Here is a 15,848-nt window from a genome sequence, read left to right on the forward strand (position 1 = left end):
GCGAGCAAGCTCGCTCCCACAGGAGATGCCGGTCGTCCAGGCAAAGCAACCCAATGTGGGAGCGAGCTTGCTCGCGATGGGGCCGGTGCAGCCAGCGCAGAACTAGACTTTGGGCACTGTTTCAATCATTGAAGGCCGCAAGCTCACCTCGGCAAACCAAGCCGCCAATTGCGGGTTGGCCTTGCGCCATTCCAGGTCGGGATGGCGCAGGTCCAGGTAGCCCAGGGCGCAGGCCACGCTGATGGAGGCCACGTCGAAATGGCTGGCCAGTTCGGCGATCGCCTCGGCTTCGAGCAGGCCCAGGGCCCGGCGAATCTTGTCCCGTTGCGCATCGAGCCACTCGTTCCAGTGTTTTTCCACAGGACGTAGCGCGGTTTCGTAGCGGATCATCACCGCCGCATCCATGACTCCATCGGCCAGGGAGGCCAGGGTCAGGCGCCGCCAGCGGGCCGCGCCGTCCCGGGGAATCAGCGGGTTGCCGACATGCTGGTGGTCGAGGTAATCGAGAATGACCCGGCTGTCATGGATCACGCTCCCGTTGGCCAGGCGCAGCGCCGGGATCTTGCTCAACGGGTTGTCTTCGATCAGCGCGCGGTCCGGCTTGACCGGTGTGAGTTGGCTGAGCTGCAACGCCACGCGGTCTTGCTGGCCGGTTTCGTGCAGCAGCACCAGGACCTTGCGAACGAAGGGCGAAGCGGGGTTGTGGAACAGCGTCATGCTGGGGGTGGACATGCGGGTATCCTCGATAAACGGCCAGGGGCTTAGCCTAGACAGTTCCGGGACGGCTGGCGAGCAGCGGATAGCCTGACTCGATTCCCATGTGGGAGCGAGCTCGCTCGCGAAAGCGGTACGTCAGACAAGTCACTGAAATTGGCACTCCGTCTTCACGAGCAAGCCCGATCCCACAGGTTTCATGCCTGGCCGGGTTATCCGCGCTTGAGCAATCCCCAGACTCCCAGTACCGTTGGAATCCCCAGGCCGACCCAGGCCACTGCATCCCACGCTCCATCGCCCAGCAACGCTGAAAACAACCCCGCCGCGCTCAGTGCGCCAATCACCACGGGAATACCAAACACTTTCCAGAAACTCGATTGCCGTGGCCTCACGAGGCGACCTCCGTGCCGACCGTTGCACGCTTGGCCGCTTTACGCCGCACCAGCCACAGGTAAACGCCACTGCCGAGGACGATGATAGTGAGCACGTCAAGGGTGGCCCAGAAGATCTGCATCGGCCGGCCACCGTAGTCGCCGAAGTGCAACGGTAGAGACAGGCTCATGACGTCCATGTACCACGGCCGCTCGGCCACAGCGGTGACCTCCAGAGTGCTGGCATCGATCAATACCGGCGTCAGCAAATGCGAGGTCAGGTGGGTGCTGCCTTTCATGAACACGCCGTAGTGGTGTTGGCTGGAAAACAACGTGCCGGGGAAGGCGATGAAGCTGGGCTCCATGCCCGGCGCGACCTCCTTGGCGATGTCGAGCAAGCGGGTAGCCGGGGCCAATTGCGTCAGCGGCGGGGCGTTGCGATAGGGTTCGACCATGGCGCTGAGGCTGTCGTTGCGCCAGGCGGCGATGATCAGGTCGGCGCACGCGGCAATCACGCCGGTGACGCCCACGGTGAGCGCCCAGACCAGCGTCACCACACCGATCAGGTTATGCAGGTCGAGCCAGCGCAGGCGCGTGGATTTGTCCTGGCGCACCGTGGCGAACTTCAACCGGCGCATGAACGGCAGGTACAGGACCACCCCGGAAACGATGGCAATCACGAACAGCAACCCCATGAACGCCAGCAGCAACTTGCCCGGTAGCCCGGCGAACATGTCCACGTGCAGGCGCAGCATGACCATCATGAAACCGCCATTGGCCGAGGGCCTTTCCAGCGCCTCGCCGGTGCGCGCGTCGAGCATGAAGGTATGGGAGGAATTGGGCTCGGTGTCCGCTGTCGGCGCCATGATGGTGAAGATGCCGTTGGGCTCGTCTTCGTCCCAGCCAAAATACTGGACCACTTCACCCGGACGATGGGCCTTGGCCTTTTCCACCAACTGCTGAAGGTCCAGGTGTGGCGTGTCGGCAGGCATCTGCCGGAACTCGGGAGCGTCGCCCAGCAAGTGTTCGATTTCGTGGTGGAAGATCAACGGCAGCCCGGTGATCGCCAGCATCAGCAGGAACACCGTGCAGATCAGGCTGGTCCAGGTGTGGACGAAGGACCAGCGGCGGATGGTTTTGCTTTTCATGAGCGATCCGAATGCAAGAGGGCCTCGATGCCTGAGCCCCGTCAGTCAAGCCGCGAAACCTGTGGGAGCGAGCTTGCTCGCGAAAGCGGTGTGACAGACAACATCAATGTCGACTGTTATGCCGTCTTCGCGAGCAAGCTCGCTCCCACAGGGATTTCATTTGACTGACAGGTCTCGGGTACAGGTGCCCTCAAAAAGGTTTTGCAAATGCTAACCGTTTACCATTTGTAATTCACGCTGGCGACGACGTTGCGTTGGTCGCCGTAATAGCAGTAGAAGCCATCGCAAGTGGACAGGTAGTCCTTGTTGAAGATGTTCTTCGCGTCCACCGCCACCGTGACGCCTTTAAGGGTCTTGTTCAAACGCCCGAGGTCGTAATGGGCCGAGGCGTCGTATACGGTGTAGGAGCCGACATGACCCCAGTCGGTGTTGGTGGTGTTGCCGTAGGTGTCGCCGACATACCGCACACCGGCGCCGACACCGAAGCCATCCAGCGGGCCGTTGTGCCAGGTGTAGTCCGCCCAGGCGGTGGCCTGGTTGCGCGGCACCTGGGCCATGCGCTTGCCTTTTTCCGCTGCGGTACCCTTGGTGATTTCACTGTCGTTGTAGGTGTAGGAACCGATGAGCTTCAGGTTGTCGGTCACATCGCCCGAGGCTTCCAGTTCCAGGCCGCGCACCTGGACTTCACCCACTTGGCGGGTGACGTTGTTTTCGGTCACGGAGTTGTTTTTCTGGGTCAGGTCGAATACCGCGGCGGTCAGCAAGGTCTTGGTGCCCGGCGGTTGATATTTGATGCCGGCTTCGTACTGTTCGCCTTCTGTCGGCTTGAATGCTTCGGTGCTGTTGACGGTTGAACCGGCCGCCGCCTGGAACGACTGGGCGAAGGAAATGTAGGGCGTCACACCGTTATCGAAGACGTAGCTCAGCGCCGCATTGCCGCTGAATTTCTTGTCGCGCTGGGTGTTGGTGACGTTGTTCTGGTTGTGGAATTCGGTGCCGGTGTGAATCCAGTCTTCACGGCCGCCGAGGGTCAGGCGCCAGTTGTCCAGGGCGATCTGGTCCTGGACATACAGGCCGGTCTGGTTGGTCTTCTGGTTGTAGTCGTACATGGTGAAGTACTGGACGTTGGAGAAGTCTTGTCCGTAGATCGGGTTGTGGATGTTGCTGGTCGGCACGCCGGTCGAGCCCCACAGCCAACGGGAATTGCTGTTGGAGCGCTGGTGATCCAGGCCCAGCAGCAGGGTGTGACTGAGGGCGCCGGTCTGGAAGTCGGCCTGGAAGTTGTTGTCCACGGCGAACTGACTGATGTCTTCGTCAATGACACTGGCGCTGCGCTTGATGGTGCCATCGGCGCTGACTGCTTCGTCAGGCCCCGCCGGCCAGAATTGCCCGCCAGCGGAGATGCCCTGGGTTTGCAGGTCGCTCTTGGTGTAGCGCAGGTTCTGGCGGAACTGCCAGGTGTCGTTCAGACGGTGTTCGAACGCATAGCCGAGGGCGTAGTAGGTACGGTCGTAGAATTCCCAATCCGGATCGCCGAGGTTCTTGTGGTGGGAAATCTTGCCCGCCGGCGAAGACAGCTTGGTGCCTTGCAACGGCAGGAATTGCCCGGTGATGCCGGTGTCGTCGCGGGTGTACTGGGACAGGAAGGTCAGGCGCGTGTCGTCGTTGATGTTCCAGGTCAGGCTCGGCGCGAGGTTGTAGCGCTTGTCCGGGATGTGGTCGACCTGGGAGTTGCTGTCGCGCACAGTGCCGCTGAGCCGATAGAGGACCTGGCCTTCGTCATCGACCTTACCGGTGCTGTCGAAGTTGATCTGCTTATGTTCGTAGCTACCGGCCTGCAGCTCGACTTCATGGCTGCTTTCGGCTTGCGGGCGACGGCTGACCATGTCCAGCATGCCGCCGGGTGGCGTCTGGCCGTAGACCGACGAGGCCGGGCCGCGCAGCACGGCGATGCGCTCCAGGTTCCAGGGCTCGATTTTTGGCGTGATGTAGTTGCCCTTGGGCAACGGCAGGCCATCGAGGAACTGGGTCGGCACGAAGCCGCGAACCAGCAGCCAGTCGTTGCGCGAATCCGAGCCGTAGCCGCTGCTCTGCACGCCGGCGGTGTAGCGCAGGGCGTCATTGAGGTTGAGGACAGAACGGTCCTCCATCTGTTGGCGGGTGACCACGGAGACGGAGCGCGGCAGTTCGACGATCGGCGTGTCGGTCTTGGTGCCGGCGGCGGTGCGGGTGGCGACGTAGCCCTCGGTCGGGCCCCACGCGGTTTCGCTGAGACCGGCACCGATCACGCTGGTTTCCGGCAAGGCCATGACACCTTCAGGTACGGCCACCAGGCTGTAGGTGCCAGCGCTGCTTTGTTCCAGTTGCAGGCCGGTGCCGCGCAGGGCCTCGCGCAATGCGCCGGTGGCGTCGAACTGGCCCTGGACCGGGGCCGAGTTCTTGCCCGAGGCCAGGGACGGATTCAGGCTCAGCGCGAGGCCGGCCTGGCTGGCGATCTGGTTCAGGGTGCTGGACAGGGGCGCGGCGGGCAGGTTGTAGGTGCGCACGCTCGTGGCTTGTTCGGCGGCCAGCAGCGGGGCGCTGGTCAACGGGACGGCGAAGGCAATGGCAACGGCCAACAGGCTGGGGCGCAACAGGGTGTCTAGCGGGCGGGACATACGGCGGCTCCTGAATGGAAATATTTCTCAATTGCCTGGGTGCCGGATGAAAATCGAAAAGTGATAGGGCTGGATGAAAATAATTTAGATTCGTTTTGCAGGTTGCTGGCTTTGTGTCAGTGATGGCCTCATCGCGAGCAAGCTCGCTCCCACATTGACCGGGTCGCCCGCAATATTGTGTGCGCCGCCATTCCCCTGTGGGAGCGGGCTTGCCCGCGAAGGCGGCCTGCCTGACACAACATCCCTCAGGGCTTGGCCCCGCTCCTCGGTTCCACGACCACCCACCACTTCGTGTGATATCCGACCTGCACCGGCAAGGTCGGCAACAGGGCGGCCAGGGCCAGGTCGGTGTCGTGCAGCGGGAAACTGCCGGTGATGCGCAGATCGGCCACTCGTGGCTCGACACCGAGGTAGCCGCGCCGGTAACGCCCCAACTCATGGACCAGGTCTTCAAGGCGGGCGTTGTCCACCACCAGCATGCCGCGGGTCCAGGCATCGGCACCGGGGTTCAGGGCAACGGTCGGTCCGAGGCCGTCGCGGCGCATCAGCACTTGCTGGCCTTCGCGCAGGATCTGTTCGCTGTCCGTGGCCTGGGGATGCGCCGCCACGGCGGATTTCAACACGCTCAGGCGCGTGCCTTCGTCTTCACGCTTGACCAGGAATCGTGTGCCCAACGCGCGCAGGCGGCCTTCGCGGGTCTCGACAATGAACGGGCGCGGGTCGTCGTGGCCGGTTTCCACCAGGATTTCGCCTTCCTGCAGAACGATACGGCGCTGCTTGTCATCGAAACGCACGTCCAGCGCACTGTGGGTGTTGAGGTTGATCACCGTGCCGTCGGCCAGGCGCAGGGTGCGTTGCTCGCCTGTCGCGGTGCGCTGATCGGCCAGCCAGTAATCCAGTGGCAGGTAACGTTCACTGGCAAACAACGCCAGGCCGATGACCGCGACAACGCTGGCCAGGCCGCTGCCGAGCTTGCGTATCCGCCGGCGAATGCTCACCCGCGATTGCAGCAGCGCCGCCCGTGCCGGCCCGTTGGCCACGCTGAAGCGCTGGTCGAGCATGCCCAATTGCCGCCAGGCCCGGGCGTGTTCTTCATCGGCGGCGTGCCAGCGGGCGAACGCTTCATGCTCCTGGGGGCTGCTCGCGTCCAACGATAACTGCCAGGCAATGGCGGCATCCAGCACGCTGGCCGAGACCGGCTTGGCATGGGCCTGGCTCATGTCGGTTCACCGTACAGGGCGATGTAGCATTGCCGGATGCCCTGGGCCAGGTACTGCCGTACCCGCGGCACCGAAACCCCCAGGCGCTCGGCGATTTCGGCGTGGCCGAGGCCGTCGAGGCGGTTATAGAGGAAGGCTGCGCGGGCCTTGCTCGACAGTTTGCCGAGCAGGCGATCGATGGCCTTGAGGTCTTCCAGGATGATTTGCTGTTCTTCCACCGAAGGCTGCTCGGCCTCGGGGATCAGCATCAGTTCGGTGAGGTAAGCCTGCTCCAATGCCGCTCGACGGAAATAATCGAACAACAGGCCCTTGGCGATGGCCACCAGAAACGCCCGGGGTTCGCGGGGCGCCTTCAGGTCCTCGCGTCCCAGCAAGCGCACAAAAGTGTCCTGGCTCAGGTCTTCCGCCCGGTGCGCACACGCCACGTTGCGCCGCAGCCATGCCAATAGCCAAGCGCGATGGTCACGGTACAACGCACCAACCAAATCACTGTGAGACCGGACACTAGGAACTGACGACACGGAGCATCACCGATGTTTTAAGTAACGAGAATTGTTCGCGATTGTGGCAGAGGCGGGGGCGGGAAAGCAATTGGCGCTGGTCGGGCGGTGTAGGTCAGGAAATTGAGGCCGGGTCTGTGTGGGAGCGAGCTTGCTCGCGATAGCGGCAGGTCAGTCAACATCAATGCCGACGGACAGTGCGCCATCGCGAGCAAGCTCGCTCCCACAGGTAGTGTGTTCATCTTTTAAAGCGAAGGCGCCTGCTGCCGCCGTTTCCACTGGCCCAGGCGCTGTTGCAGGTCAAGCGGGCTGTGGATCTGTTGCTGGCGGGCGCGGCTGAACAGGATCAGCGCCAGCTCCGCTGTGGCCAGGGCGTCGGCGCTGGCGTTGTGGCGGTCGAAGACTTGCAGCTTGAACCAGTCGATCCACTCGTCCAGGCCGGACTTGCGTAGATTGGCTTGTGGACAAAGCATCGGGGCCAAGTCCGCCACGTCGAGGAACGGATGCTGCAGGCGATAGCCCAGGTGGTCTTTCAAGGCGCGCCCGAGCATGTGGGAATCGAACGGCGCGTGAAAGGCCAGCAGCGGGCTATCGCCCACGAACGCCATGAACGCCAGCAGCGCCTCGGCCGGGGCGCTGCCGGCGGCGATGGCACTGGGCGCCAGGCCATGGATCAACACACTGGGCCCGAGCTTTTGCTGATCGCACTGCAAAGTACGTTCGAATTGCTGGCTGAAGTCGATGGCACCGTCTTCGATGACCACCGCGCCGATGGACAGCACCTGGTCCTTGTTCAGGTTCAACCCGGTGGTTTCCAGGTCCAGGACGACCCAGCGTTGCTCCCGCAGGTCGCCTTCGCCCAGTGGCGAGGGTGCGGGCAGGCGCTCCAGGCGCCGCTGCAGCGCGTCGGGCAATGTCGGCTGGGCCGGGCGCAGCCAGGAAAACAGGTTCACAACTGGTACCTCAGCGTCAGGCTGCTTTGCAGGCGTTGGGCCTGGCGCAGGGATTCGCGCAGGATGCGTCGGTCCAGATGGTTGAGGCTGTCGGGGTCGACGCGGTTGGAATAGGGCAGGTTCTCGCGGGTTTGCCGTTGGTGTTGCTGCATACGGGTCTGCTGGATGAAGTGATAGGCCTCTTCATAGGCCGCGCCATCGAGCGGTTCGATGACTTCCTTGACGACCAGTTGTCGCAGGCGTTCCAGGGTATTGTTGGCTTCGATGCCGTTGGCCAGGGCCAGCAGGCGGGCGCCGTCGACGAAGGGCGTCAGGCCCTGCACTTTCAAGTCCAGGGTCGCCTTTTCGCCATTCTTGCGGCTCAGCACGAAGTCCCTGAAGCGTCCCACCGGCGGGCGATGACGCAGCGCGTTCTCGGCCATCATGCGCTGGAACAGGCGATTGTCGGCCACTTGACCCAGGATCTGCTGGCGCAACTGCTCGCAACCTTGCTCATCGCCCCAGACCACCCGCAGGTCGAAATAGATGCTCGAGCCCAGCAGGTTTTCCGGCGTCGCTTCGCGAATGAATGACGCGAAGCGCCGGGCCCATTCGGCGCGGGACAGGCACAGCTCGGGATTGCCGGCCATGATGTTGCCCTTGCACAAGGTGAAGCCGCACTGAGCCAGGCTCTGGTTGATTTGTTGGGCGATGGGCAGCAGCAGGCCGCGGATTTGCGCGGCATGGGCGGCATCCCGGGCTTCGAACAACATGCCGTTGTCCTGGTCGGTGTGCAGGGTTTGCTCGCGCCGGCCTTCACTGCCGAAACACAGCCAACTGAACGGCACACCTGGGTCGCCTTTGTCGGCCAGGGTCAGTTCGATGACGCGGCACACCGTGTGGTCGTTGAGCAGGGTGATGATGTGGGTGATCTGGGTCGACGACGCGCCGTGGGCCAGCATGCGCTCCACCAGTTGGCCGATCTCGCCGCGCAGGGCCACGAGGTTTTCCACCCTGGGGGCGTTGCGGATGGTCCGGGCCAGGTGCACCAGGTCGACGCGCTGCAAGGAAAACAGATCGCGCTCCGAGACCACGCCACACAGGCGCTGGTCCTTGACCAGGCAGACGTGGGCGATGTGACGCTCGGTCATGGCGATGGCCGCGTCGAAGGCGCTGTGGTCCGGCGAAAGGAAGAAGGGTGCCTGGGTCATGTGTCCTACGATGGCTTGGGAAAAGTCCCCGGAACCATCGGCCACCACCTGGCGCAGGTCGCGCAAAGTGAAAATTCCCACCGGCGCTTTTTGCTCATTGACCACCACGATGCTGCCGACCTGCTGCTCGTGCATCAGTTTCACGGCTTCGCGCAACGGCGTGTGCGGGCTGCAACTGACTGGATGGCGCATCGCCAGTTCACCCAGCCGCGTATTGAGGGAGTACTGGGTGCCCAGGGCTTGCGCGGATTTCTGCTGGACCTGTTGGTTGACCTGGTCGAGCAGGCTGCTGACGCCGCGCAGGGCGAAATCGCGAAACGGGGCGGACAGGGCGAAAAGCTTGATGAAGGCCAGTTTGTTCAGTTGCAGGCAGAACGTGTCTTCGCCGGCCCGGTGCTCGGTGCGCGTGGCCCGCTCGCCCAGCAGCGCGGCAAGGGGGAAACATTCGCCGGTGGTGATCTCGAAGGTGGTCTCGGTGCCACCCTTGGCCGAATGCGGGCGTTCGCCCACCACTCGGCCCTGCTTGACGATGTAAAAGTGCTCCACCGGGCCGTCAGCCGGCTTGATGATGGTGTCGCCCGGGGCGTAGAAACGCAGCAGGCATTGTTCCACCAGATAGGCCAGGTGGGCATTTTCCATCTGGTTGAACGGCGGAAAGCGCTGGAGAAATTGCAGCGTCCCCTGGATGTTTTGCAACACCGCGGTTTTCCCTGCCTGGATGAAGGCGTCCGCTTTTTTCATAGCCATTACGCAGTCTTATTCGAATTGTTGTGGTCGGATCTGTTCTCCATGGTCGGCCCCTCAGCGCGGGGTGCCCATTGGACGTAAGTCTAGGTCGCGGCCTAAGGGTCGGACTCACGGAAAAGTCTTACGTCAGGCGTCAGAAAAATCTTCATTGAATGTTCTTGGAAAAAAATCCGACGAAGTGCACATTGAAGCGCCGCAGAACGATGTCTGACCACTGTGCCAGGGGATCGATTTAAAGAACGTAGAGAGCACCATGCCTGACCACGATATTTTGAGTGACGACGAGCGCGAGGCGCTGAGTGCCGTCATGTTGGAACCTGACCTGCCACCGCAGCGTGTCTTGATCGTTGATGACGATAAGGACGCTCGTGAGCTGTTGTCGGAGATCCTGGCCTTGGACGGGATCCACTGCATGACCGCCGCCAGCGGCGAAACGGCGCTCAAGATGCTGGAAACCAAGCCGTCGATCGGCCTGTTGATCACCGACCTGCGCATGGGCAATGTCGATGGCCTGGAACTGGTCCGCCTGGTGCGCGAGTCCGAGCGGGCAGCGCTGCCGATCATCATCGTGTCGGGCGATGCCGACGTGAAGGACGCCATCGAAGCGATGCACTTGAGCGTGGTGGACTTTCTGCTCAAGCCGATCGATACCGACAAGCTGCTGGGGTTGGTCAAGCATGAGTTGGGGATGGATCTTTAAGACCGTGCGCCGAGGACCGGTGTCATTCGAATGTGGGAGCGAGCTTGCTCGCGATGGCGGCCTGACATTCAACATCGCCATTGACTGCCACACCGCTATCGCGAGCAAGCTCGCTCCCACTGGGGCATAAAAAAGCCCTGATCTTTCGATCAGGGCTTTTTTCGTTGTCACGGCTGCTCAATCACAACCCATTGGCTGCCTTGAACTCGCGACGGCGACGGTGCAGCACCGGCTCGGTGTAGCCGTTAGGTTGCTTCGTGCCTTCGATCACCAGTTCGATCGCCGCCTGGAAGGCGATGTTGCGGTCGAAGTCTGGCGCCAGCGGCCGGTACAGCGGGTCGTTGGCGTTCTGGCGGTCGACCACCGACGCCATGCGCTTGAGGCTTTCCATCACCTGGTCTTGCGTGACGATGCCGTGGCGCAGCCAGTTGGCGATGTGCTGGCTGGAGATACGCAGCGTCGCACGGTCTTCCATCAGGCCGATGTCGTTGATGTCCGGTACCTTGGAGCAGCCGACGCCCTGGTCGATCCAGCGCACCACGTAGCCGAGGATGCCCTGGGCATTGTTGTCCAGTTCGTTCTTGATCTGCTCCGGCGTCCAGTTCGGGTTGACGGCCAGCGGGATGGTCAGGATGTCATCCACCGAAGCGCGAGCGCGCTTGGCCAGCTCGGCCTGGCGAGCGAACACGTCGACCTTGTGGTAATGCAGCGCGTGCAGGGCGGCGGCGGTCGGCGAGGGAACCCACGCGGTGTTGGCGCCGGCCAGCGGATGAGCGATTTTCTGTTCGAGCATCGCGGCCATCAGGTCCGGCATCGCCCACATGCCCTTGCCGATTTGCGCGCGCCCTTGCAGGCCGGTGCTCAAGCCGATATCGACGTTCCAGTTTTCATAGGCGCCGATCCACTTCTCGGCTTTCATGTCGGCCTTGCGCACCATCGGGCCGGCTTCCATGGAGGTGTGGATTTCATCGCCGGTACGGTCGAGGAAGCCGGTGTTGATGAACACCACGCGTTCGCTGGCGGCCTTGATGCAGGCCTTGAGGTTGACCGTGGTACGGCGCTCCTCGTCCATGATCCCGACCTTGAGGGTGTTGCGCGGCAGGTTCAGCACGTCTTCGACGCGACCGAACAGCTCGTTGGTGAACGCGGCTTCTTCCGGGCCGTGCATCTTCGGCTTGACGATGTACACCGAGCCGGTGCGGCTGTTGCGGCGCGAGGTGTTGCCGTTGAGGCTGTGGATCGCCGCCAGGCTGGTGACCAGGCCGTCGAGGATGCCTTCCGGCACTTCGTTGCCGTGCTTGTCCAGGATCGCGTCGATGGTCATCAGATGGCCGACGTTACGCACGAACAGCAGCGAGCGGCCGTGCAGGGTCACGCCCGAGCCGTCGACAGCGGTATAGACACGATCAGGGTTCATGGTCCGGGTAAACGTCTGGCCGCCCTTGGTGACTTCTTCCGACAGGTCGCCCTTCATCAAGCCGAGCCAGTTGCGGTAGATCACCACCTTGTCATCGGCGTCGACGGCGGCGACCGAGTCTTCGCAGTCCATGATGGTAGTCAGCGCGGCTTCCATCAGGATGTCTTTGACGCCAGCGGCATCGGTCTGGCCGACGGGAGTGCTGGCATCGATCTGGATTTCGAAGTGCAGGCCGTTGTGTTTCAGCAGCACCGCAGTCGGTGCCGAGGCTTCGCCCTGGAAGCCGATCAGTTGGGCATCGTCACGCAGGCCGCTGTTGCTGCCGCCCTTGAGGGCGACCACCAGTTTGCCCTCGACGATCTTATACGCGGTGGAGTCGACATGGGAGCCGGCCGCCAGGGGGGCCGCTTCGTCGAGGAAGGCGCGGGCGAAGGCGATGACCTTGTCGCCGCGCACCTTGTTGTAGCCTTTGCCTTTTTCCGCGCCATCGGCTTCGCTGATGGCATCGGTGCCGTACAGCGCGTCGTACAGCGAACCCCAGCGGGCGTTCGAGGCATTGAGGGCGAAGCGGGCGTTCATCACCGGTACCACCAGCTGCGGGCCGGCCATGCGGGCGATTTCGTCATCGACGTTCTGGGTCGTGGCTTGGAAATCCGCCGCTTCTGGCAGCAGATAACCAATGTCTTGCAGGAAGGCTTTGTAGGCCACGGCGTCGTGGGCCTGGCCGGCACGGGCCTGGTGCCAGGCATCGATCCGCGCCTGGAAATCATCGCGTTTGGCGAGTAGGGCTTGGTTCTTCGGGGCCAGGTCGTGGATGACCTTGTCGGCACCGGCCCAGAACGCGTCGGCGGTGAGGCCGGTTCCGGGAATGGCTTCGTTGTTCACGAAGTCGAACAGGACTTTGGCGACCCGAAGGCCACCGACTTGAACGTGTTCAGTCATTGCTTGCCTCACTCTGCTCAGCTATTTCGCTTTTCAGCTCTTCGATTTTGACAATGAAGCCTCGGGACATTTAAACCACAAACCCCGGAACCAGTACATGCCATCGCTGGCGGCTGGGTATTCAAGCCTTGCTGACGGGGCTTTTCAGGGATGCGACTGGCCTTAAGCAGACATCGGTACAACAGGGGTATCGCAATTATGTAGTGCGTGCTTCGGCATACTACATGATCAATTGCGGTTGTGAAATTAGACTAATTGCGTCGTTCCGCGACCGACTAAAGCAGTACGGTCACGGCGCGGTATCGGATGTTCTCAAAAAGACTGTAGATTGTTCCAGATAAATATTAAAACTTGTACACGATTTTCTCGGTCTCCTTGACTTGCGCGTCCTGCCTATACTGTCCCTTCCATCAACAAGAGGACTGCGCCATGGACCACCTCGTCATCACTGTCTTCGCCCCGGACAAGCCCGGGCAGGTCGAGCGCATCGCCGATTGCATTGCCGAACATGGCGGCAACTGGCTGGAAAGCCGCATGGCGCACCTGGCCGGGCAATTTGCCGGGATCGTGCGCTTCAGCGCCCCGGCCGAGGCCCATGAAGAATTGATCGAAGCCTTGCAGGGGCTGGCGGCCCATGGCATCCGCGTATTGATCGCTGAAAGCGCCGTTGAGCAGTCCTGCACCTGGAAACCCATCACCATGGAACTGGTGGGCAACGATCGTCCCGGTATCGTGCGGGACATCACCCGGTTGTTGAGCGAGCAGGGCGTCAATGTCGAGCGGCTGGTGACCCATGTCCGGCCGGCACCGATGAGCAGTGAGCTGCTGTTTCATGCCGAAGCGATCCTGGGCGTGCCCTTGACCCTGTCGCTGGAGACCTTGCAGGAACGCCTGGAGACCTTGGCCGATGAGTTGATGGTGGAACTCAGGCTCAGCGACGAAGTGCAATGAAGGTTATCCAAGGAAAAACTGCGCCTGCCTGTGGATAACCTGTAGAGACCCGGCCCCAGCCCAGGCCCGCCGGGGCTCGGCGGTCAATGATCAAAAAATCAACAGTTTTCAAGGGCTTGTGCACAAACGGCGGGGATCACGCTGTGGATAACCTTGGGAAGGATAAGCGCAGGCCACGGCAGACGTGGCCTGTAGGGGGTTGTGCGTTTTTTGATCAGCTGCGCCGGCGCATGCTGATCACCGCATCGACGCTGTACACCGCCAGCCCGGCCCAGATGAACAGGAACGCCACCAGCGTGCTGGACGACAGGTGCTCGCCGAACAGCAGCACGGCGAGCAGCAACACCAGCGTCGGTGCGATGTACTGAAGAAACCCCAGGGTGGTGTAGGGCAAGTGCCGGGCCGCGGCGTTGAAGCACACCAGCGGAACCAGGGTCACAGGGCCGGCTGCTACCAGCCACCAGGCTTCGGAGGTGGTCCAGAACGCGGCCTGGGCACTGGTGGCCGCGGGATTGAACAGCAACCAGGCGATGGCGATCGGCACCAGCATCCAGGTTTCCACCACCAGCCCCGGCAAGGCCTTGACTGGCGCTTGTTTGCGGATCAGCCCATAGAAACCGAAGGTCAGCGCGAGCACCAGCGACACCCATGGCAGGCTGCCTACTTGCCAGACCTGCTGCGCCACGCCGACGGCCGCCAGCCCCACCGCCAGCCATTGCATGCGCCGCAGCCGCTCACCCAGGATCAACATGCCCAGCAACACGTTCACCAACGGGTTGATGTAGTAACCCAGGCTGGCCTCGAGCATGCGTTCGTTGTTCACCGCCCAGACGTAGGTCAGCCAGTTGGCCGCGATCAGTGTCCCACTCAGGGCGAGAATCGCCAGGCGCTGTGGATTGTCCCGCAGTTCGCGCCACCAGCCCGGGTGTTTCCAGACCAGCAGCAATGCCGCGCCGAACAGCGCCGACCACAGCACCCGGTGGATGATGATTTCCACTGACGGCACGCTGGCGATGGCCTTGAAGTAGATCGGGAACAGACCCCAGATGATGTAGGCACTCAGGCCCAGGATATACCCGCGACGCGGGTTGGCGGCTTGCATGCAGAATCCTTGCTTAGGCAGCTAACAAAGGCGTGATTGTAAGGAGATTTGTCAGGTTGTGCTGTGAACCTTTGGGAGCGTTCTGGCCCCGGCACAGATCCCTCTGTGGGAGCGGGCTTGCTCGCGAAAGCGGTGCTTCAGTCGACATGAATATTGAATGTTCCTCCGTCTTCGCGAGCAAGCCCGCTCCCACAAGGGCGGCGCGGTGACTGCTGAAGCCAATCAGAACAGCTTCAACGGCTCTTCGTTGAGCGCCGCCAATTGCTCGCGCAATGCCAGCACCTGGTCGCCCCAGTAGCGTTCGCTGCCGAACCACGGGAAGCTGCGGGGAAACGCCGGGTCGTCCCAGCGCCGCGCCAGCCAGGCGCTGTAGTGCATCAGGCGCAGGGCCCGCAGCGGTTCGATCAGCGCCAGTTCACGCGGGTCGAAGTCGTGGAACTCACGGTAGCCGTCCATCAGTTCCGACAGTTGCCCCAGACACTCCTGGCGATCACCGGCGAGCATCATCCACAGGTCCTGCACCGCCGGGCCCATGCGGCAGTCGTCCAGGTCGACGATGTGGAACACCTCGTCGCGGCACATCATGTTGCCGGGATGGCAATCGCCGTGCATGCGGATGTTCTGGTGGGGCGTGGCGGCGTAGACCTCTTCGACGCGCTTGAGCAAGTCCCGGGCGACCGACTCATAGGCCGGCAGCAGGCTGCGGGGAACGAAGCCGCTGGCCAGCACGGTGGCCAATGAATCGTGGCCGAAATTTTTCACGCCCAGGGCTTCGCGATGCTCGAACGGCCGGGTCGCCCCGAGCGCGTGCAGGCGTCCGAGCAATTGTCCCAGGCGATAGAGTTGGTCGAGATTGCCCGGCTCCGGCGCCCGGCCACCGCGACGAGGAAACAGGGTAAAACGAAACCCGGCGTGTTCGTGCAGGCTGGCGCCGTTGTGGATCAGCGGCGCCACCACGGGCACTTCGTATTCGGCCAGTTCGAAGGTAAAACTGTGCTCTTCCAGGATCGCTTCGTTGGTCCAGCGCTGGGGGCGATAGAACTTGGCGATCAGCGGCTCGGAATCTTCGATGCCGACCTGATAGACGCGGTTCTCGTAGCTGTTGAGGGCCAACACGCGGGCGTCGCTGAGAAAGCCGATACTTTCAACGGCATCGAGCACCAGGTCGGGCGTGAGGGTTTCGAACGGATGGGACATGCTGACTCCTGCGCAGCGGCAGGGTGGCCGCGTCCGGCA

The 15,848-nt window shown here is 62.4% G+C and carries 13 protein-coding genes; 2 read left to right on the top strand and 11 right to left on the bottom strand.

Features of this window, described 5'->3' with window-relative positions; translation table 11 throughout:
• Positions 1-102: 102 nt before the first annotated feature.
• The 8 genes from BM321_RS15465 to BM321_RS15500 form a co-directional block, all read right to left on the bottom strand.
• A complete protein-coding gene (locus BM321_RS15465) occupies positions 103-732 on the bottom strand; it encodes a glutathione S-transferase (RefSeq protein WP_092443094.1) in 630 nt (209 codons plus the stop codon).
• A gap of 194 nt (positions 733-926) precedes the next feature.
• On the bottom strand, positions 927-1,106 hold the full coding sequence (locus BM321_RS15470) for a hypothetical protein (RefSeq protein ID WP_072405808.1): 180 nt from the start codon (positions 1,104-1,106) through the stop codon (positions 927-929).
• Entirely contained in the window at positions 1,103-2,233 is a 1,131-nt protein-coding gene (locus tag BM321_RS15475) for a PepSY-associated TM helix domain-containing protein (RefSeq protein WP_092443096.1), read from the bottom strand. Before BM321_RS15475 ends, BM321_RS15470 begins: the two co-directional genes overlap by 4 nt.
• A gap of 218 nt (positions 2,234-2,451) precedes the next feature.
• Positions 2,452-4,890, bottom strand: a complete 2,439-nt coding sequence (locus BM321_RS15480) for a TonB-dependent siderophore receptor (RefSeq protein ID WP_092443098.1) — start codon at positions 4,888-4,890, stop codon at positions 2,452-2,454.
• Positions 4,891-5,135: 245 nt separating this feature from the next.
• Positions 5,136-6,110, bottom strand: a complete 975-nt coding sequence (locus BM321_RS15485) for a FecR domain-containing protein (protein WP_092443100.1) — start codon at positions 6,108-6,110, stop codon at positions 5,136-5,138.
• Positions 6,107-6,631, bottom strand: coding sequence for an RNA polymerase sigma factor (locus BM321_RS15490; RefSeq protein WP_092443103.1), 525 nt, complete (start codon positions 6,629-6,631; stop codon positions 6,107-6,109). The genes BM321_RS15485 and BM321_RS15490 overlap by 4 nt, the downstream gene beginning before the upstream one ends.
• 224 nt (positions 6,632-6,855) lie before the next feature.
• Positions 6,856-7,563 carry a 3'-5' exonuclease gene (locus tag BM321_RS15495; RefSeq protein ID WP_092443105.1) on the bottom strand — a complete coding sequence of 236 codons (708 nt, stop codon included), beginning with the start codon at positions 7,561-7,563 and terminating at the stop codon, positions 6,856-6,858.
• Complete coding sequence (locus BM321_RS15500; protein ID WP_305882070.1) at positions 7,560-9,494, bottom strand: putative nucleotidyltransferase substrate binding domain-containing protein; 1,935 nt, start codon at positions 9,492-9,494, stop codon at positions 7,560-7,562. The genes BM321_RS15495 and BM321_RS15500 overlap by 4 nt, the downstream gene beginning before the upstream one ends.
• A 259-nt stretch (positions 9,495-9,753) precedes the next feature.
• On the opposite strand from BM321_RS15500, the gene BM321_RS15505 reads away from it, so the two are divergent.
• Complete coding sequence (locus BM321_RS15505; protein WP_092443109.1) at positions 9,754-10,200, top strand: response regulator; 447 nt, start codon at positions 9,754-9,756, stop codon at positions 10,198-10,200.
• Between the two features lie 181 nt (positions 10,201-10,381).
• Here the strand turns inward: BM321_RS15505 and BM321_RS15510 are convergent, their stop codons facing one another.
• Positions 10,382-12,559 (bottom strand): malate synthase G, encoded by a 2,178-nt coding sequence (locus BM321_RS15510; protein ID WP_092443111.1) that lies wholly within the window; start codon positions 12,557-12,559, stop codon positions 10,382-10,384.
• Between the two features lie 429 nt (positions 12,560-12,988).
• Between BM321_RS15510 and BM321_RS15515 the strand changes: the two genes are divergently transcribed.
• Positions 12,989-13,510: a glycine cleavage system transcriptional repressor gene (locus tag BM321_RS15515; protein WP_092443113.1), complete on the top strand. Its 522-nt coding sequence runs from the start codon at positions 12,989-12,991 to the stop codon at positions 13,508-13,510.
• Positions 13,511-13,724: 214 nt separating this feature from the next.
• On the opposite strand, the gene rarD is transcribed toward BM321_RS15515, so the two are convergent.
• Both rarD and BM321_RS15525 read right to left on the bottom strand, forming a co-directional pair.
• The gene (gene rarD, locus BM321_RS15520) at positions 13,725-14,612 is read right to left on the bottom strand and encodes an EamA family transporter RarD (RefSeq protein ID WP_092331311.1); all 888 of its coding nucleotides are present in this window, start codon (positions 14,610-14,612) and stop codon (positions 13,725-13,727) included.
• A 222-nt stretch (positions 14,613-14,834) separates the two neighbouring features.
• Complete coding sequence (locus BM321_RS15525) at positions 14,835-15,809, bottom strand: serine/threonine protein kinase (RefSeq protein ID WP_060740323.1); 975 nt, start codon at positions 15,807-15,809, stop codon at positions 14,835-14,837.
• Between the last annotated feature and the right edge of the window lie 39 nt (positions 15,810-15,848).

Origin of the sequence: Pseudomonas sp. NFIX10, assembly GCF_900111955.1 — a bacterium.
Classification (GTDB): domain Bacteria; phylum Pseudomonadota; class Gammaproteobacteria; order Pseudomonadales; family Pseudomonadaceae; genus Aquipseudomonas; species Aquipseudomonas fluorescens_AA.